Here is a 17013-nt window from a genome sequence, read left to right as displayed (position 1 = left end):
GGCCGGAGCGGAGGCCGAATCCGCCGGGTCGCGCTCCTGCGGCGCCCTTCGGGCGCGGCCGGGAGAAGGCCGTCGGCACCGGCACCGCCAGACGGGGTCCGTCCGCTTCGGCGTCCCCGGGCGCACGGCCGAGAGGTGTCCCGAGCCGAGGGGTGTCCTGTCCGACCGGTCGCGAGCGCCACATGGTCGGCGAGACACCCCCTGGGCATCACGGCCGGCACCGCCCTTGTCCCAAGGCCGCCCGCACCGGCCGCCGTTCCCGGCTTCGCTCCGACCCGGTCCGACCCGCTCCGACCCGATCCGCCTCCCGTCCGGCCGGCCCTCGGCCCGGCCCGGGCGACCTGCTCGAAGGCCACAGCCCACCCCACCCCGCCCCCGTCAGCCACCCAACCACCTCTGGAGGAGTCCATGAACGCCTGGGAAGACCTCGTCACGTCCGCGCTCCTTGGCACCGACCGGAAGCCGCTCGCGCCGGGCGGCGGGGACGGCGGGGCGGTCGCGCTGCTCGATGCCGCGGCCGTGCACACCGTGCGTCGCAGGGCGGGGCTGCGGCCCGGGGCGGCCGCGGCGCCGTTGGAGGTGGCGCCGGAGGACGCGCGGCCCGTGCTGCCGGCGGCGGCGCGGCGGCGGTTGGGGCAGTTGCTCGCGGGCCGGGCCGCGCCCGCGCCGGCCGGGGGGCGGCGCGGGGCGGCGCCGGATCTGGCGGAGCTGTTGCCGCAGTGGCTGGCGGCCGCCAACGAGCGGGGCTGTCGCGCGCCGGCCGCCGCACTGCCCGCACTGCTCGACGCGGCGCGCGCCCGGACGGATCTGCGGCCCCAGGCGCTGGCCTTCGCCGGGCCCCGGGGCCTGTGGCTGGCCCGGCTGAACCCGGAGTGGAAGTTCGCCCTGCGCGGCACGGGCGGGGGCGGCGGCGCGGGAGCGCTGCCCGATCCGGCCGATGCGGAGGGGGTGCGCGCGCTGTGGGAGGAGGGCCTGTTCGCGGAGCGGGTCGCGTTGCTGGCCGCCGTGCGGGCCGAGGATCCGGCGCGGGGCCGGGAGTTGCTCGCCTCGACCTGGGGCGCGGAGCGGGCCGAGGACCGGCTGATGTTCCTGGACTCGCTGCGGGCGGGGCTCGGTCCGTCGGACGAGGAGTTCCTGGAGGCGGCCCTGTCCGACCGCAGCCGTAACGTACGGGCGACGGCCGCCGAACTGCTCTCGGCGCTGCCCGCGTCCGCGCTGGCCGGTCGGATGGCGGGGCGCGCCGCGTCGTGCGTGTCCCTGGACCGTACGCGGGGCGCGGAGACGATCGTGGTCGAGGCGCCGCACGAGTGCGACGCGGGGATGCGACACGACGGGGTGGTGCCGACCCCGCCGACCGGGCGGGGCGAGCGGTCCTGGTGGCTGGGCCAGCTGGTGGAGGCGGCGCCGCTGGGCTGCTGGCCGGCCCGGTTCGGCGGGCGGTCGCCGGAGGAGATCGTGGCGCTGCCGGTCGCGGACGACTGGCAGGCCGAGCTCCACGCGGCCTGGTGCCGGGCGGCGGTACGGCAGCGGGACGCGGCCTGGTCGCGGGCGCTGCTCGGTTCCCCGGCCGCCCCGCAGGCCACGGGCCCGGGCACGTCCTCGCTCGCGGAGCGGGCACAGCTGCTCGCGACGCTCGGCGCGGAGGAGCGGGCCGGCTGGGTCGCCTCGTTCATAGCGGCGCACGGCCTGTCGGAGGCGTTCCAGCTGCTCGGGGTGTGCGCGGTGCCGTGGGCGGAGCCGCTGGGCCGGGCGGTCGTGGACGCCCTGGACATCGCGCGGGACGCCGGCAGCTATCCGTGGAGCTTCAGCGGCGTGATGGGGCTTGCCGAGCGCTGTCTGGCTCCGGACGCGGCGCCGCAGCTCGCGGCGCTCACCACCGTGTCCGCCGAACCGGAGGACGCGTCGCCGGGCGCCGCGGGCTACTGGTCGGAGGCCTTCCAGCGGCTGGTGTCCACCCTGGAGCTGCGGGCGGCGATGCACGCGGAGCTGAGCGGCGCAAGCTGAGCGACCCGAGGGACCAGCGCACACCCCAGGGTCCGGGGACCCCGGGGTACGGTGTCAGGCCGTTCAGGCCGCCACGCGCACGTTCGCGTTGACCCACTCCACGATCGCGGCGGTGGTGGCGCCGGGGGTGAAGATCTCGGCGACGCCCTTCTCCTTGAGGGGAGCGATGTCGGCGTCCGGGATGATGCCGCCGCCGAAGACCTTGATGTCCTCCGCGTCGCGCTCCTTCAGCAGCTCCAGGACCTTCACGAAGAGCGTGTTGTGCGCGCCGGAGAGGATGGACAGGCCGATCGCGTCGGCGTCCTCCTGGATGGCGGTGTCGACGATCTGCTCGGGCGTCTGGTGGAGGCCCGTGTAGATGACCTCCATACCGGCGTCGCGCAGCGCCCGCGCGATCACCTTGGCCCCGCGATCGTGGCCGTCGAGACCCGGCTTGGCGACCACCACGCGGATCGGACCGGTCACACCCATCACTGCCTCCACATGCGACCCCCGCGCGTCTTTGCCGGGGAGGTGAACGAACGTTATCGCCAGCATCCCGCACGCGCCCGTTTCGCGGTGGACAGGGAGGGGGAAATCACACGTGGGACATGGATCGCTCCCCGGAGGAGCCGCATCGGGGTCGCCGTACACCCGCGCCGCCAGCCGCACGGCACGGAGGTGCGGCGCACCGCCGTTCGGGACGGAGGTCGGCGATGGAGCTCTTCCCCACCGCGCTCGCCGACCGGATGAAGGCCGCCGCCCTGGAGCTGGCGGTCCTCGCGGGACATCTGGCCCTGTATCCCTCGGGACTCGTCGGTGAACGCCGCACCACCGCCGGTTCCCCGGCCGCCTCCGGCGCCACCGCCGGTGCCCGCGGCCCGGCCGCCCGCCCGGTGGTGCTGCTGCACGGCTTCGTCGACAACCGCTCGGTCTTCGTCCTGCTGCGCCGCGCCCTGGCCCGGCACGGCCGCGACTGTGTCGAGTCGCTCAACTACTCCCCGCTCACCTGCGACCTGCGCACCGCCGCGGAGCTGCTCGACCGCCGGGTGACCGACCTCCTCGACCGCACCGGACACACAGAGGTCGATCTGGTGGGCCACAGCCTGGGCGGGCTCATCGCCCGTTATTACGTACAGCGCCTGGGCGGTGACGCCCGGGTGCGCACCCTGGCCATGCTGGGCACCCCGCACTCCGGCACGGCCTTCGCGCCGCTGGCCGTGGCGGACGCGCATCCGCTGGTGCGCCAGATGCGGCCGGGTTCGGAGGTGCTGCGGGAGCTGGCGGGCCCGGCGCCGGGCTGTCGTACCCGTTTCGTGAGTTTCTGGAGCGATCTGGACCAGGTGATGGTCCCGGTGGAGACGGCGCGCCTCGAGCACCCGGACCTCATCGTGCAGAACGTGCGGGTCAGCGGTATCGGGCATCTGGCGCTGCCGGTGCACCCGACGGTCGCGGCCGGCATCCTGCGCGCCCTCGACGAGGGCGGTCCGGCGGCCGGCGCGCGGGACGATGCGGCGGGGGCGTCCTCGGTGGCCTGACGCGTCTGACACGTCTGGCCCTTCTGGCCGACTTTGCGGACCCGACGGACCTGACGAGCCGTCAGAATGTGCCCGTTCTTCGAACGTTCTTCGAACACAGAGCCAAACCTGTCCCCGGTACCCACCGAAAGACGGCCGATTGCCCGGTTCCGGGCGGCTCGAAACACCTTGAAGATTGTCCGCCGCGCGTACCGCCGGGTACAGTCACGCCACTGCTTGACCCCCTGCTGCCGAGGCGAGAGAGAAGTTGGTGAACGACCAGCACCCCCACGCCGGGTACGTCACGGACGCCACCCAGACCACAGGCAGCTTCGCCGTAGACCCCCTGTTCGGCACCGGCGCCACCGGCACCGAGTACGCCTCCGCTTACGGATACGACACGGGTCAGAGCGCATACGGCGACTACACCGGTTACGCCGACCAGAGCGGCCAGAGTGGCCAGTGGGACACCGGCTCCTACGGCTCCTACACCGCCACCGGCCAGTGGGACGCCACCGCGTGGACCGAGGCCCAGCAGACCGGCCAGTACGAGGCCGCCGCCTTCGCCTCGTACGACACCACCGCCCAGTGGACGACCCCGGGCTACGAGACCGGCGCCTACGACGCCACCGCCTGGAACCAGGGCACGGCCGAGCCGATCGTCCCCCAGCAGTACACACCTGATCACAGCGCGGAGTTCTCCGCCACCGAATTTCCCGCCGCCGAATACTCGGCACCCGAATACGTGGCCCCCGAATATTCGGCGTCCGAGTACTCCACGCCCGAGTACTCCGCCGAGTACGGCACGACGTACGACTCCGGCTACGCCTACGCCGAGTACCCCACGTACTCCGAGCACACCGAACAGCCCGAGCAGGTCGAGCTCTCCGAGCACGCCGCGTATGCGGACTACACGGACGCGGACTACGCGGACGCGGCCCACGAGACCTACGCGGACGCGGACGCCGGGGCCGAGCGGGAGCACGGCGAGCCGGACTCCGGCCCCGACACCTTCCACGACGCCGAGACCATGGTCGCCCTGGAGCTCGACGGCGCCGCGCTCGCCGGCGCCGAGCTGCCGGCCCGCCCGGTGCGCCGCGCCGGCGGCGGCAGCCGCGGCCGGCGCCGTACGCCCGCCAAGCGCTCCGCGCTCCTCACCGTCGCCGTCCCCTCCGCCTGCGTGATGGGCGTCGCCGGCATCGCCGCCGCCTCGGTGAGCGGACTCACCGACTCCGGCGCGGACCAGAAGGACGACACGACCTCCCTCGCCGCCGCCGACCCGGCCTCGGTGCAGCAGGTCGCCGCCAACAGCAAGCTGGACACGCAGCTCGCCGCGCTCAGCGCCGACGCCCGCGACTTCGGCGACCGCGCCAGCCGCACCCAGGAGCGCATCGACCTGAAGCTCCGCCAGGAGGCGGAGAAGAAGAAGCGCGAGGAGGAGGCCGCCCGCAAGGAGGCCCTCCGCCCCAAGTTCCTGCTCCCGGTGAAGCTGCACCAGCTCAGCGCCCGCTACGGCCAGGCCGGCGTCAATTGGATGTCGCTGCACACCGGCATCGACTTCCCGGTGCAGTACGGCACGCCCGTGATGGCCGCGACCGACGGCACCGTCCGCACCCAGTGGAACAGCGCCTACGGCAACATGGCGATCGTGACCTCCCCGGACGGCACCGAGACCTGGTACTGCCACCTCAGCAGCACCAAGATCCGCTCCGGCAAGGTCAAGGCCGGCGACGTCATCGCGTACTCCGGCAACTCCGGCAACTCCACCGGCCCGCACCTCCACTTCGAGGTCCGGCCGGGCGGCGGCTCGGCGATCGACCCGCTGCCCTGGCTGCTCAAGCACGGTCTCGACCCGACCAGCTGAGCCCGCACCCGTACGCGAAGGGGCCCCGACCGATCACCGGCCGGGGCCCCTTCGCCGTAACGCCCGCAACAAGACAGCCGCTACGGCTACCGCTACAGCTTCTCCACCGGCGCGTACCGCAGCAGCAGTCGCTTCGGCTTCTCGCCGCCGAAGTCGATCGTCGCCTGCGCGTCGGCGCCCGCGCCCTGCACGGCCATGACCGTGCCGAGGCCGAACTGGTCGTGGGTGACCCGGTCGCCGATCTGCAGCGAGATCACCGGCTTGTCGCTGGTGCGGCGGGTGGCGAAACCGGACGGGCCGGAGCGGGAGCGCGAGGAGGACAGCGAGGACGTGATCCCGGAGGTCGGGCCGGCGGGCTTGGCCATCGGGCCGGTCCGCTTCCACTCCAGATACGTCGCCGGGATCTCCTCCAGGAAGCGCGAGGCCGGGTTGTACGAGGGCTGGCCCCAGGCGCTGCGCATCGCGGAGCGCGTCAGATAGAGCCGCTCGCGGGCGCGGGTGATGCCCACGTACGCCAGGCGGCGCTCCTCCTCCAGCTCCTTGGTCTGGCCGAGGGCGCGCATGTGCGGGAAGACGCCGTCCTCCATGCCGGTGAGGAAGACCACCGGGAACTCGAGGCCCTTGGCGGTGTGCAGGGTCATCAGGGTGATGACGCCGGCGCCCTCCTCGTCCTCGTCGGGGATCTGGTCGGAGTCGGCGACGAGCGCGACCTGCTCCAGGAACTCCGGGAGCGTGCCGCCCTCCTCGCCCCGCTCCTGCTCGAACTCGAGGGCCACGGCGGCGAGTTCCTGGAGGTTCTCGATCCGGGTCTCGTCCTGCGGGTCGGTGGAGGCCTGCAGCTCGGCGAGATAGCCGGTCCGTTCGAGCACGGCCTCCAGGACCACGGCGGGTCCGGCGCCCGAGGCGACGATGGTGCGCAGCTCCTCCATGAGGGTGTTGAAGCGCTTGACGGCGTTGGCGGAGCGGGCCGCCATGCCGTACGCCTCGTCGACCCGCTTGAGGGCCTGCGGGAAGGTGATCTTCTCGCGCAGGGAGAGGGCGTCGATCATCGCCTCGGCGCGCTCGCCGATGCCGCGCTTGGGCACGTTGAGGATGCGGCGCAGCGGCACGTTGTCCTCGGGGTTGGCGAGGACGCGCAGATAGGCGAGGACGTCCCGGACCTCCTTGCGCTCGTAGAAGCGCACGCCGCCGACGACCTTGTAGGGCAGGCCGACGCGGATGAAGATCTCTTCGAAGACGCGGGACTGGGCGTTGGTGCGGTAGAAGACGGCGACGTCGCCGGCCTTGGCGTCGCCGGCGTCCGTCAGCCGGTCGATCTCGTCGGCGACGAACTGCGCCTCGTCGTGCTCGGTGTCGGCGACGTAGCCGGTGATCTGCGCGCCGGCGCCCGCGTTGGTCCAGAGGTTCTTGGGGCGGCGGGACTCGTTGCGCTCGATGACGGCGTTGGCGGCGGACAGGATCGTCTGCGTGGAGCGGTAGTTCTGCTCCAGGAGGATCGTGGTCGCGTCCGGGTAGTCCTCCTCGAACTGGAGGATGTTGCGGATGGTCGCGCCGCGGAAGGCGTAGATCGACTGGTCGGCGTCGCCGACGACGCACAGCTCGGCCGGGCCGAGGTCCTCGTACCCGGTGCCGACGAGCTCCCGTACCAGCGTGTACTGGGCGTGGTTGGTGTCCTGGTACTCGTCGACGAGGACGTGCCGGAAGCGGCGGCGGTAGTGCTCGGCGACGTCCGGGAAGGCCTGGAGCAGGTGGACCGTCGTCATGATGATGTCGTCGAAGTCCAGCGCGTTGGCCTCGCGCAGCCGGGCCTGGTACATCCGGTAGGCCTCGGCGAGGGTCTTCTCGAAACCGTCGGCGGCCTGGTCGGCGAAGGTCTCCTCGTCGATCAGCTCGTTCTTCAGGTTGGAGATCTTGGCGCTGAAGGACTTCGGCGGGAACTTCTTCGGGTCGAGGTCCAGGTCGCGGCAGACCAGCGCCATCAGGCGCTTGGAGTCGGCGGCGTCGTAGATCGAGAAGGAGGACGTGAAGCCGAGCTTCTTCGACTCGCGGCGCAGGATGCGCACGCACGCGCTGTGGAAGGTGGACACCCACATGGCGTTGGCGCGCGGGCCGACGAGCTGCTCGACGCGCTCCTTCATCTCGCCGGCGGCCTTGTTGGTGAAGGTGATGGCGAGTATCTGGCCGGGGTGGACGTGCCGGGTGCCCAGGAGATACGCGATGCGGTGGGTGAGCACCCGGGTCTTGCCGGAGCCCGCGCCCGCGACGATGAGCAGCGGCGAGCCGGTGTGGACGACGGCGGCCGCCTGCTGCTCGTTGAGCCCGTCCAGGAGCGCGGCGGGGTCCGCGACGGGGCGGTGGGCACCGTCGCGGTAGTAGGCGTCGCGGCCGGCCGGGGGCGCGTCGAAGTGCTCCCCGAAGAGGTCGTGCGGGACCTCCTCCGCGGCGGGGGCGCCGTGCTCGTCGTCCTCGGGCAGGGGCGGGGGCTCCTCCGCGTGGTGCTGGAGGCTCGCCAGGAAGCTGTCGTCAAAGAGGCTGTTGCTCATCGCCTAACGAGTCTAGGGCGCCGGACTGACAGCCGGTCCCGGTCCCGCGAACGCGACCGCCTACGTGACCGCGATCTCACGGAGGGCGACGATCCGCTTCAGGTCACGAAAATGTATCGGACATAAGGCGCACCGGGCTTCCCACCCGTCCCAGGGGTCGCTAGCGTGCACGCCCAAGCAGCCCGTCCCCTACCGCACTCCACCGTCGGCGAACCACGCCGAGCGGGCGGCCCACGCCGACCCACGTCGTACCCGGCCCACCCCCACGCCACTCGGGCCGTCGCGTGCCGGCGTCCACGGAAGGAGATGCCGGCCTTGGCGACCCATCGCAAGCCGCGCACCACCCGTCCCCAGTCCTCCGCCGTCGGTGTCACGACGGCCGCGCTCGCCTCGGTGACCCTGCTGTCCGGGCAGAGCGCGCAGGCCGCCCCGGCGGCGCCCGCGCCCGCGGCCAAGCCCACGGTCGAGGAGATCAAGGAGAAGGTCGACCAGCTGTACCGGGAGGCCGGCGTGGCCACCCAGGAGTACGACCGGGCCAAGGAGGCCACCGACCGGCAGCGGCGCGAGCTTGCCAAGGTCCTCGACGACGTGGCCCGCCGCACCGACGAGATCAACACCTCGCGGCGCGCGCTCGGCGCGTACGCGGCGGCCCAGTACCGGGGCGGGGCGGTCGGCCCGACCGCCACCCTGATCTTCGCGGACAGCCCGCAGGACTACTTCGACCAGACCCACCTGATGGACCGGCTGTCGCAGCAGCAGCGCGAGGCGGTCCGGACGTACGAGTCCCAGCGCGCCGCCGCCGCGAAGCAGCGGCAGGAGGCCACCCGGAGCCTGGCCGCCCTCACCGCCTCGCAGAACAAGCTGCGGCGCACCAAGCAGACCGTGCAGGGCAAGCTCGCCGAGGCGCGCACGCTGCTCGCGAAGCTGACGGCCGAGGAGAAGGCGCGGCTCGCGGAGCTGGAGCGCAAGCGGGAGGCCGAGGCGCGCCGCAAGGCGGAGGAGAAGGCCAAGGCGGAGGCGGCCGCGAAGGCGGCGGCCGAGGAGGCGGCCCGCAAGGAGGCCACCCCCACGCCCACCACGCCCACGCCGGACCCGACGCCCACGACGCCGCCGCCGACCGGCGACTCCTCGTACGCGACGAAGGCCGCCGAGGCGCTGGCCTTCGCCCGTGCCCAGATCGGCAAGCCGTACGTGTGGGGCGCGACCGGCCCCGAGTCGTACGACTGCTCCGGCCTCACCCAGGCCGCCTGGCGCGCCGCCGGCGTCGACCTCCCCCGGACCACCTGGGACCAGGTGAAGGTCGGCACCCGGGTCGCCACCGCCGACCTGCTCCCCGGCGATCTCGTCTTCTTCTACGACGACATCAGCCACGTCGGCATCTACATCGGCGGCGGCAAGATGATCCACGCCCCGAAGCCGGGCGCCTACGTCCGCGAGGAGTCGATCTACTACATGCCGATCTACGGCAGCGTGCGCCCGGCCTGAGCGTCAGGCGGGGCGCACGGGGGCGATGCTTGCGGGGCGGCTCAGACCCAGAGGGTGGCGATGAAGATGTTCGCCAGGGTCAGGCCGCCGACCGCGCCGAAGAGGGCCTTGTCGACCTGCTCCTCGTCGCGCTTCACGTAGACCAGGCCGAGGATGACGACCAGGATCGCGAGCTTCACGCCGATCTTGATGTTGTTGACGGTGTGGCCCTCGGCCTGGTGTATGCCGACGAGCGCGACGCCGGTGACCAGCATGGTCAGGGCACCGTGCAGCATCGCCGGGGTGAAGCGGGCCGTACCGGCGCCCATCGCCTTCATCTGGGTGAGGAATCCGCCGAGCAGCGCGCCGATTCCGATGATGTGCAGGGCGACGAAGACATGAATGAGTACGTCCATGGGGCGGAGCCTAACCGGGGCCATAGCAGGGGCTTCGGGGCGGGTCCACCTTGTCCCGCGCATCGGCGCGCATCGGTCAGGGGGCTGCCCGAAGGGCCGTCCGAGCAACGCCCCGGACGAACGGGAACGGTCCCGAAACGCCATCCCGCGCCAATTGCGGTCAACGCCGGGCCGCCGGGCGGGGGCCAGGTTTAGCGTCCTCCCCCAGGTGGCCGGCTCCCCACCACCGCCGTACTCCGGCGGTTGTCGGCCGCCCCCGCCGAGAAAACCGGCGGCGGCGCGTTCCCCTGTGCGGGCCGCCGCCGGCCCCGGCGGGCAGCGTCCCCCACAGGGAAAGGATGTGACCCGCCCTCGTGGCAGCACACCGCAGGCCCAAGCAGTCCCCCCTCGGCGGCCAGGCCGTCCGCACCGCCGCCACCCTGGCCCTCGCCTCGGCGGCCACCGCGACCGTCTTCGAAGGCTCCGGGCACGCAGCGCCCAACCCCACTCCGGCGCAGGTCAAGGCCCAGGTCGACCGGCTGTACGAGGAGGCCGAGGTCGCGACCGAGAAGTACAACGGGGCGAAGGAGCAGGCCGACGCGGCACGGGCCGGCTTCGACCGGCTGCGCGACGAGGCCGCCCGGCGGACCGAGCGGCTCAACCGCTCCCGCGACGCGCTCGGCGCGGTCGCCGCCGCGCAGTACCGCTCCGGCGGGCTCGACCCGGCCATCCAGCTCGCGCTGACCTCGGACCCGGACCAGTACCTGGAGCGGGCCGCGCTCGCCGAGAAGGCCGGGGACCGGCAGGCCGCCGCCCTCACCGCGGTACGGCGTGAGCTCACCGCCGTCCGACAGCTGCGGGCCCAGTCCGAGGGCCGGCTGACGGAGCTGCGGGCGCACGAGGCCGAGCTGCGCCGGCAGAAGACCACCGTGCAGACCAAGCTGGACGCCGCGCGGACCCTGCTCGCCCGGCTCACCGCCGAGGAACGGGCCCGCTACGAGGCCGCCGTCGCCGCCGGCAGCCACGACGCGGCGGGCGCCTCCTCCGCCGGCCCGGCCGCCGCGGACCGGGCCGACCGGGCGGGCACCTTGCGCGGGCCGATCTCCGCCCCGACCAGCCGCGCCGCGGCGGCCATCTCCTTCGCCCGGGCGCAGCTCGGCAAGCCGTACGTGTGGGGCGCGACCGGGCCGTCCGCCTACGACTGCTCGGGGCTCACCCAGGCCGCCTGGCGGGCGGCCGGGGTGTCGCTGCCGCGCACCACCTACACCCAGATCAACGCCGGCCGCCGGGTCTCCCGCTCCGAACTGGCCCCCGGCGACCTGGTGTTCTTCTACTCCGGCATCAGCCACGTCGGCCTCTACATCGGCGGCGGCCAGATGATCCACGCCCCGCGCCCGGGCGCCCCGGTGCGGGTCGCCCCGATCGACGAGATGCCCTTCGCGGGCGCGACCCGGGTGGGGTGACCCGGATCCCGCCCCTGAGGCCGCCCCGGGAGGTCAGACGAGGCGGCGGGCGGCGGCCCAGCGGGTCAGCTCGTGCCGGTTGGACAGCTGGAGCTTGCGCAGCACCGCCGAGACATGGGACTCGACCGTCTTCACCGAGATGAAGAGCTGCTTGGCGATCTCCTTGTACGCGTAGCCGCGGGCGATCAGCCGCAGCACCTCGCGCTCCCGCTGGGTGAGCCGGTCGAGGTCCTCGTCCACCGGCGGGGCGTCGGTCGACGCGAAGGCGTCCAGGACGAAGCCCGCGAGGCGCGGCGAGAACACCGCGTCGCCCTCCTGGACCCGGAAGATCGAGTCGACCAGGTCGGTGCCGGTGATCGTCTTGGTGACATAGCCGCGGGCGCCGCCCCGGATCACCCCGATGACGTCCTCGGCCGCGTCGGACACGGAGAGGGCCAGGAAGCGGACCGGGTTCTCGGCCGCCGCCATCAGGCCGGCGCAGCGGCGCAGCACCTCGACGCCGCCGCCGCCCGGCAGGTGCACGTCGAGGAGGACGACCTCGGGTCGGGTGGCGGTGATCACGGTGACCGCCTGGTCGACGTCGGCGGCCTCGCCGACCACCTCGACGCCCGTCACATCGGTGCGGCCGATCTCGGCCTGCACCCCGGTGCGGAACATGCGGTGGTCGTCGACGAGCACGACCCGCACCCGGCGCCCCGCGTCCGCCGCCGCCCCGTCTTCGGTCACGGCCTCGGTCCCGTCGCTCATCCGTCCGCCCTCTCCATCTCCAGCTCCACTTCGGTGCCCCCGCCCGGCACGGATCTCAGCCGTGCCGATCCGCCGTTGCGCTGCATCCGGCCGATGATCGATTCTCTTACGCCCATCCGGTCGTCCGGCACCGCGTCCAGGTCGAAGCCGGGGCCGCGGTCCCGCACGGAGACGAAGACCATCCGGCCCTCCACCTCCGCGTACACCTGCACCGGCCCGCCCTCGCCACCGTACTTGGCGGCGTTGACCATCGCCTCGCGCGCGGCCTGCATCTGCGCGCCCAGTTTCTCGTCGAGCGGGCAGTCGCCGACGACCACGACCTCCAGCGGCACGCCGTGCTTGTCCTCGACCTCGGCCGCCGCGCGCTTGACGGCCTCGGCGAGGGTCGAGGGCTCCTCGTCCTCGTCCTTGCCGGTGCCCTCCGGCTTGTACAGCCAGTTCCGCAGCTCCCGCTCCTGGGCGCGGGCGAGCCGGCGCACCTCGCCCGGGTCCTCGGCGTTGCGCTGGATCAGGGTGAGGGTGTGCAGCACCGAGTCGTGGACGTGGGCGGCGACCTCGGCACGCTCCTGGGCGCGGATGCGCAGCGTCCGCTCCTCGCCGAGGTCCTGCGACATGCGCACCAGCCAGGGCCCGGCGAGCAGGGCTATGCCGGTGAGCACGGCGACGGCGGCGGTCAGCGCGGTGCCGAGCTGGGCGGCGGAGCCGCGGACCACCATGAAGACGGCGAGTCCGGTGCCGACCAGGCCGACGCCGACGAGGCCGCGCGCGAGCTGGAAGACCCGGCGACGCCGGCCTGGGTCGGTCCAGCTGGCCCGCCGCGCGTTGTCGGCCTGCCGCCAGACGAGGACGACGCCGACGCCGATCAGCAGCGAGGGCCAGATGTAGCGGCCGGCCTGCTTGTCCACGTTGAGGTTGCCGACGAAGGCGGAGATGCCGACGGCCAGCGCGATCAGCGCGAAGACCTGGCCGCGGTCGGGCTTGCGGAGCCGTTTGCGGCCGTCGGGGGTGGTCTCGAACATCGGGCGGGGCGCGGAGCGGCCGCCGACGCCGAGCGGGACGACGATCCAGAACACCGCGTACAGCAGCGCTCCGAGGCCGTCGGCGAGCATGAGGGCCACGAAGAACGCGCGGACCCAGATCACCGGCAGGCCGAGGTGTCCGGCGAGACCGCGCGCGACACCGCCGAGCCACCGGCCGTCGGCGCTGCGGTAGAGCTTGCGCACGGGCGGTTCGTCGAGGTCGGTGACACGAGCGGATGCGGACATGCACCGATCGTCACACGTCCGGCGGCCCTCGGGCATCAGGGTCCGCCCGGATATCGGCCCCGGAACCGTCTCGGGGTACGGGGCCCCGGGAAGATCAGGGTCAAGGCAGGGTCGGTCCCGGTGCCGCGGGGCGTCACGGGCGGTCACCATGGACGCATGACGAGTTCCATGCCTTCGCCCCACGAGGCCCCGCCGCCGGCGGACGCCCCGCCCGCCCCGCCGTTGCGGCGGTCGCGCGGGCAGAAGGTCGTGGCCGGCGTGTGCGGCGGCCTCGGCCGGCACTTCGACCTGGACCCGGTGATCTTCCGCGTCGCGCTGGGCGTGCTCGCGGTGACGGGCGGCGTCGGACTGATCTTCTACGGCTTCGCGTGGCTGGTGATACCGCTCGCGGGCGAGGAGGACAACGAGGGCCGCAGGCTGCTCACCGGCCGGGTGTCGGGCTCGTCGCTGTCCGCGGTGCTGATGGCGCTCGTGGGCTGCGGGATCTTCCTGTCGATGCTGCGGAACGGGGGGACGCTGGCGTTCGCGCTGATCCTCTCGGTCGCGGTGAGCGGGGCGGCGGTGTGGTCGCAGCGGCGGCCGTCGGTCGCCGCGACGGCCGAGGAGGGCGGCCGGATAGACGCGGCCGCGGCGCTCGCGGTCGCCGAGGCGCCGCCGGAGACCAAGGCTCCGCCGCTGGTGGAGTGGCCGTCCTGGTGGCGGGACCCGCTCGTCAAGGACGGGTCGACCGGCAAGGTCGCCATCGGTTATCTCTGGGGCCCGCACGGGATCGTCGACAAGGACGGCAGGGTCGACGGGGAGGTGCCGACGCCCGGCGGGCAGTGGGGCACCCCGCTGCCGGGGCGTCCGACGCCCTCGGCCCGGGTGGGCGGCGAGCCGCTGTCGATCGGCGGCCTGGTGTTCCTGCTGGCGCTGATGGCCGGCGGTCTGGGCACGGGTCTGTCGTGGGACGGGCATCCGCTGGGCACCAGTCTGCAGATCGGTCTCGCGGCGGCGCTCGGGGTGATCGGGGTCGGGCTGCTCGTCAGCAGCTTCCTCGGCCGCACCGGGTTCGGCACGCTGTGTCTGATGGTCCTCACGGCGGGTCTCCTCGCGGTCGCCTCGGCGCTCCCGAAGGAGATCTCGACCGTCTGGGCCCGGGAGACCTGGCGGCCGGCGGCGGTCGCCGGGGTGCAGCCGCAGTACGAGCTGGGCACCGGAGTGGGCACGCTCGACCTGTCGCGGCTCGCCGTCCCGGCGGGGACGAAGGTGTCGACGCGGGTGGAGGTCGGCGCGGGCAAGCTGGAGGTGATCGTGCCGCGGAACGCGACGGTGACGCTGCGCGCCCAGGTGGGCCTGGGCGATCTGCAGCTGCCGCCGGACCAGCCGAGCCGCCCGGTGCCGCCGGTCGCCCCGACGGCCCCGACGGATCCCGGGCGGTCGTCGGTGTCGCCGAGCGCGATACCGGCGCCGGTGCCGCCAGTGGTGCCGACCGCGCCGACGGGCCCCTCGGGTGACGACATCGACATCGCGCCGGACCTGGACGAGACCCGGACGCTCGTCCCGCCGCCGGGGGTCGCCCCGGGCGGCACGATCGACCTCTTCCTGGAGGTCGCCCTCGGACAGGTGGAGGTCACCCGTGCTGCTTCATGAGTTCCGGCCCGGGCGGCTGGTCCTGGGCCTGGCGGCGCTCGCCCTTGCGGCGCTGTTCCTGGGCGACGCGAGCGGTGCCTGGTCCGTCGCCTGGTACCTGGTGATACCGGTGCTGTGCGGGGGCCTCGGCCTCGCGGCCGTGACGTCCTGGACGGCCTATCGCATACGCCGGCGGTCGGCGAGGAGCGCGTCGAGCGAGAGCACGGGGGCGCCGGCGAGCAGCAGCGGCAGCCAGGACATGAGGTAGGCGAGGTCGTTGCCGAGGTAGTACGGGTTCACCTGCCAGCTGACGGTCAGCCACAGGCTCAGCGAGATCAGCGCCCCGCCGAGCGCGGCCACCCGGGCGAAGAGCCCGAAGAGGGTGCCGATGCCGACGGCGAGCTCGCCGAGGGCGATGGCGTAGCCGAAGCCGACGGGGCTCTTGAGGGCCAGGTCGACGAGGGCGGGCAGGGCCGAGGTGTCCCGGACGCCCCGCATGACCTCACCGATGGACTCGGGGCCGGTGTCGGCGAGGAAGGAGGAGTCGGTGAGCTTGTCGAGTCCGGCGTAGATGAAGGTGATGCCGAGGAAGATCCGCAGGGGCACGAGGGCGTAGCGGGTGGCGAGCGCCTTCCAGCCGCCGGGGACGCCCGGGCCGGTGAGGAGAGCCGAGCCGCCGGACCGGCCGCCGGAGTCCGGGCCCTCGGTCGTTCCGTCCGTCCGTCCCGCCATCTTCCGGCCACCTCTCCGAGCCCCGTACCTGCGTTCAGGGCACGATTCTCCCCGCATTCGCCGCGCGGGGACATTCCCGGGGCCGGGAAAGGAGCGGGAAATGGGGCGGGAAGGGGGCTGGAAAGGGACGGAGACCCGTCCGGGGGCCTGGCGGCGGTCAGTCGAGGACGTCGATGGTGACCCGGTTGGTCTCGACGCCCGCGGCGGTCACCACCGACACCTCGACCCGGCCCGGTTCCACGTCGGCGGGGAGCGGGACGGTGAGGACGGTGTCGGTGGGGTTGGCGAAGCCGCCGGGGACGGGGACCAGCGGGACATGGGCGTGGACCGGGCCGACCCGGACGACCAGGCGGGTCAGCGGCTCGGGGGCGGCGGCGCCGGCCGGGACGAAGCCGGTGCCGCGGATCTCGATGTCGTCGCCGGTGCGGATCGGGGCGTCGAGGTCGCCCGCCTCGCGGGAGCGGACCACCGAGAAGATCTTGGGCCGGCCGCCCTGGGCGCACTTGGCGGCGAGGTGGCAGGTCACCGAGACGGCGAGGAGGAGCACCAGGGCCCAGGGAAGTTCGGGCAGCCGGTCGGGGGCGCGGCAGAGCCGGACGGCGGTGACGGCGAGGACGGAGGTGGAGACGAGGACGTACTGAACGTCGGCGAGGTCGGCCCGGCCGTCGTCGTCGCACAGCAGGTCGGCGGGCCGGGGCCGGTCGGCGCGGACCTTCTGCAGCCGGCGGGCGGCCACCCGCAGCGACACCACGAGCCGGGAGGTCACCACGGTCCAGCCGGTGAGGGCGAGGACGGCGAGCAGTCCGGCGCCGCGCCGCAGTCCGAGGTCCACGGAGGGGGCGCCGAGGGCGAGGAGGAGGGCGAGCTGGAGCAGGGCGAGGACGGAGAGGAGGAGCCAGCAGGCGGCGACGGTGCGGGAGGTGGACAGCCGGTTGTCCTCGCCGAGCAGCGGGGCGAGGACGCCGCCCCGGTCGCGGTGCAGCCGGGCCGCGCCGGTGAGGGCGGCGGCGAGCAGTGCGGCGGCGCCGAGGGCGGCGGTGCGCGGCGTGGTCCAACCGGTGCCGAGGGCGGTAAGGGCCTGCCCGAGGAGCAGGGCCAGGACGGCGCCCCACACGGCGGCCAGGGTGCCGCGGTGGACCCGGCCGGAGCGGGCGTGGCCGGCCGCCGGGCCGTGCGCCGCCACCGTACGGGCGGACTGGGCCAGCTCGTCGGAGACCCACTGGCGGGAGGCGACCGGCGAGTGGGCAAGAGCGGCGGGCACTCCGTGGCCGGCGGCGAGCTCGTCGCGCCGGGCGAGGAAGGCGGCCACGGCCCGCCGGTGGCCGGAGCGTTCGCAGTGTGGGCAGCCGCCGCCCTCCGCGAGGCACGCCCCGTCCTGTCTCGCCTCTTGCACCGCCATGGCGCGCCCCCTTCCCGATCGGTCAACTGC

At 73.8% G+C, this 17013-nt stretch carries 13 protein-coding genes; 6 read left to right on the top strand and 7 right to left on the bottom strand.

Translation table 11 applies throughout. From position 1 onward, the window contains the following. Positions 1-408: 408 nt before the first annotated feature. Complete coding sequence (locus tag JAO84_RS22480) at positions 409-2004, top strand: DUF5691 domain-containing protein (RefSeq protein WP_370414469.1); 1596 nt, start codon at positions 409-411, stop codon at positions 2002-2004. A gap of 63 nt (positions 2005-2067) precedes the next feature. Here JAO84_RS22480 and JAO84_RS22475 read toward each other — a convergent pair whose 3' ends face one another. Then, positions 2068-2475 (bottom strand): cobalamin B12-binding domain-containing protein, encoded by a 408-nt coding sequence (locus tag JAO84_RS22475; protein WP_265867557.1) that lies wholly within the window; start codon positions 2473-2475, stop codon positions 2068-2070. 224 nt (positions 2476-2699) lie between these two features. Here JAO84_RS22475 and JAO84_RS22470 point away from each other — a divergent pair, with 224 nt between their 5' ends. Both JAO84_RS22470 and JAO84_RS22465 read left to right on the top strand, forming a co-directional pair. Beyond that, positions 2700-3521: an esterase/lipase family protein gene (locus tag JAO84_RS22470; protein ID WP_370414468.1), complete on the top strand. Its 822-nt coding sequence runs from the start codon at positions 2700-2702 to the stop codon at positions 3519-3521. Between the two features lie 250 nt (positions 3522-3771). Then, the gene (locus JAO84_RS22465) at positions 3772-5364 is read left to right on the top strand and encodes a M23 family metallopeptidase (RefSeq protein ID WP_370414467.1); all 1593 of its coding nucleotides are present in this window, start codon (positions 3772-3774) and stop codon (positions 5362-5364) included. 92 nt (positions 5365-5456) lie between these two features. Here JAO84_RS22465 and pcrA read toward each other — a convergent pair whose 3' ends face one another. Beyond that, positions 5457-7907, bottom strand: a complete 2451-nt coding sequence (gene pcrA, locus JAO84_RS22460) for a DNA helicase PcrA (RefSeq protein WP_370414466.1) — start codon at positions 7905-7907, stop codon at positions 5457-5459. Between the two features lie 306 nt (positions 7908-8213). Between pcrA and JAO84_RS22455 the strand changes: the two genes are divergently transcribed. Continuing rightward, the gene (locus tag JAO84_RS22455; RefSeq protein WP_370414465.1) at positions 8214-9392 is read left to right on the top strand and encodes an NlpC/P60 family protein; all 1179 of its coding nucleotides are present in this window, start codon (positions 8214-8216) and stop codon (positions 9390-9392) included. Positions 9393-9433: 41 nt separating this feature from the next. Here JAO84_RS22455 and JAO84_RS22450 read toward each other — a convergent pair whose 3' ends face one another. Further along, positions 9434-9787, bottom strand: a complete 354-nt coding sequence (locus JAO84_RS22450) for a hypothetical protein (RefSeq protein WP_370414464.1) — start codon at positions 9785-9787, stop codon at positions 9434-9436. A 353-nt stretch (positions 9788-10140) separates the two neighbouring features. On the opposite strand from JAO84_RS22450, the gene JAO84_RS22445 reads away from it, so the two are divergent. Next, entirely contained in the window at positions 10141-11229 is a 1089-nt protein-coding gene (locus JAO84_RS22445; protein WP_370414463.1) for an NlpC/P60 family protein, read from the top strand. Between the two features lie 33 nt (positions 11230-11262). Here JAO84_RS22445 and JAO84_RS22440 read toward each other — a convergent pair whose 3' ends face one another. Next, positions 11263-11976: a LuxR C-terminal-related transcriptional regulator gene (locus JAO84_RS22440; protein ID WP_370414462.1), complete on the bottom strand. Its 714-nt coding sequence runs from the start codon at positions 11974-11976 to the stop codon at positions 11263-11265. Then, complete coding sequence (locus JAO84_RS22435) at positions 11973-13241, bottom strand: PspC domain-containing protein (RefSeq protein ID WP_370414461.1); 1269 nt, start codon at positions 13239-13241, stop codon at positions 11973-11975. The genes JAO84_RS22440 and JAO84_RS22435 overlap by 4 nt, the downstream gene beginning before the upstream one ends. A 168-nt stretch (positions 13242-13409) precedes the next feature. On the opposite strand from JAO84_RS22435, the gene JAO84_RS22430 reads away from it, so the two are divergent. Next, complete coding sequence (locus JAO84_RS22430) at positions 13410-14873, top strand: PspC domain-containing protein (protein WP_370416837.1); 1464 nt, start codon at positions 13410-13412, stop codon at positions 14871-14873. 156 nt (positions 14874-15029) lie between these two features. On the opposite strand, the gene JAO84_RS22425 is transcribed toward JAO84_RS22430, so the two are convergent. Together JAO84_RS22425 and JAO84_RS22420 are read right to left on the bottom strand one after the other, a co-directional pair. Beyond that, complete coding sequence (locus tag JAO84_RS22425; RefSeq protein WP_370414460.1) at positions 15030-15584, bottom strand: DoxX family protein; 555 nt, start codon at positions 15582-15584, stop codon at positions 15030-15032. Between the two features lie 157 nt (positions 15585-15741). Continuing rightward, on the bottom strand, positions 15742-16983 hold the full coding sequence (locus tag JAO84_RS22420; RefSeq protein ID WP_370414459.1) for a hypothetical protein: 1242 nt from the start codon (positions 16981-16983) through the stop codon (positions 15742-15744). Positions 16984-17013 lie beyond the last annotated feature (30 nt).

Origin of the sequence: Streptomyces fradiae (assembly GCF_041270065.1) — a bacterium.
In the GTDB taxonomy this organism is placed as follows: Bacteria; Actinomycetota; Actinomycetes; order Streptomycetales; family Streptomycetaceae; genus Streptomyces.
Note: the sequence above shows the minus strand (reverse complement) of the source record. Positions and strands in the feature narration are given on the sequence as shown.

What these genes read in the sequence shown, in the direction of transcription:
- JAO84_RS22480 (WP_370414469.1), top strand. Translation starts at nt 409, where the DNA reads ATGAACGCCTGGGAAGACCTCGTCACGTCCGCGCTCCTTGGCACCGAC.
- JAO84_RS22475 (WP_265867557.1), bottom strand. Translation starts at nt 2,475, where the DNA reads ATGGGTGTGACCGGTCCGATCCGCGTGGTGGTCGCCAAGCCGGGTCTC.
- JAO84_RS22470 (WP_370414468.1), top strand. Translation starts at nt 2,700, where the DNA reads ATGGAGCTCTTCCCCACCGCGCTCGCCGACCGGATGAAGGCCGCCGCC.
- pcrA (WP_370414466.1), bottom strand. Translation starts at nt 7,907, where the DNA reads ATGAGCAACAGCCTCTTTGACGACAGCTTCCTGGCGAGCCTCCAGCAC.
- JAO84_RS22455 (WP_370414465.1), top strand. Translation starts at nt 8,214, where the DNA reads ATGCCGGCCTTGGCGACCCATCGCAAGCCGCGCACCACCCGTCCCCAG.
- JAO84_RS22450 (WP_370414464.1), bottom strand. Translation starts at nt 9,787, where the DNA reads ATGGACGTACTCATTCATGTCTTCGTCGCCCTGCACATCATCGGAATC.
- JAO84_RS22440 (WP_370414462.1), bottom strand. Translation starts at nt 11,976, where the DNA reads ATGAGCGACGGGACCGAGGCCGTGACCGAAGACGGGGCGGCGGCGGAC.
- JAO84_RS22435 (WP_370414461.1), bottom strand. Translation starts at nt 13,241, where the DNA reads ATGTCCGCATCCGCTCGTGTCACCGACCTCGACGAACCGCCCGTGCGC.
- JAO84_RS22430 (WP_370416837.1), top strand. Translation starts at nt 13,410, where the DNA reads ATGCCTTCGCCCCACGAGGCCCCGCCGCCGGCGGACGCCCCGCCCGCC.
- JAO84_RS22425 (WP_370414460.1), bottom strand. Translation starts at nt 15,584, where the DNA reads ATGGCGGGACGGACGGACGGAACGACCGAGGGCCCGGACTCCGGCGGC.
- JAO84_RS22420 (WP_370414459.1), bottom strand. Translation starts at nt 16,983, where the DNA reads ATGGCGGTGCAAGAGGCGAGACAGGACGGGGCGTGCCTCGCGGAGGGC.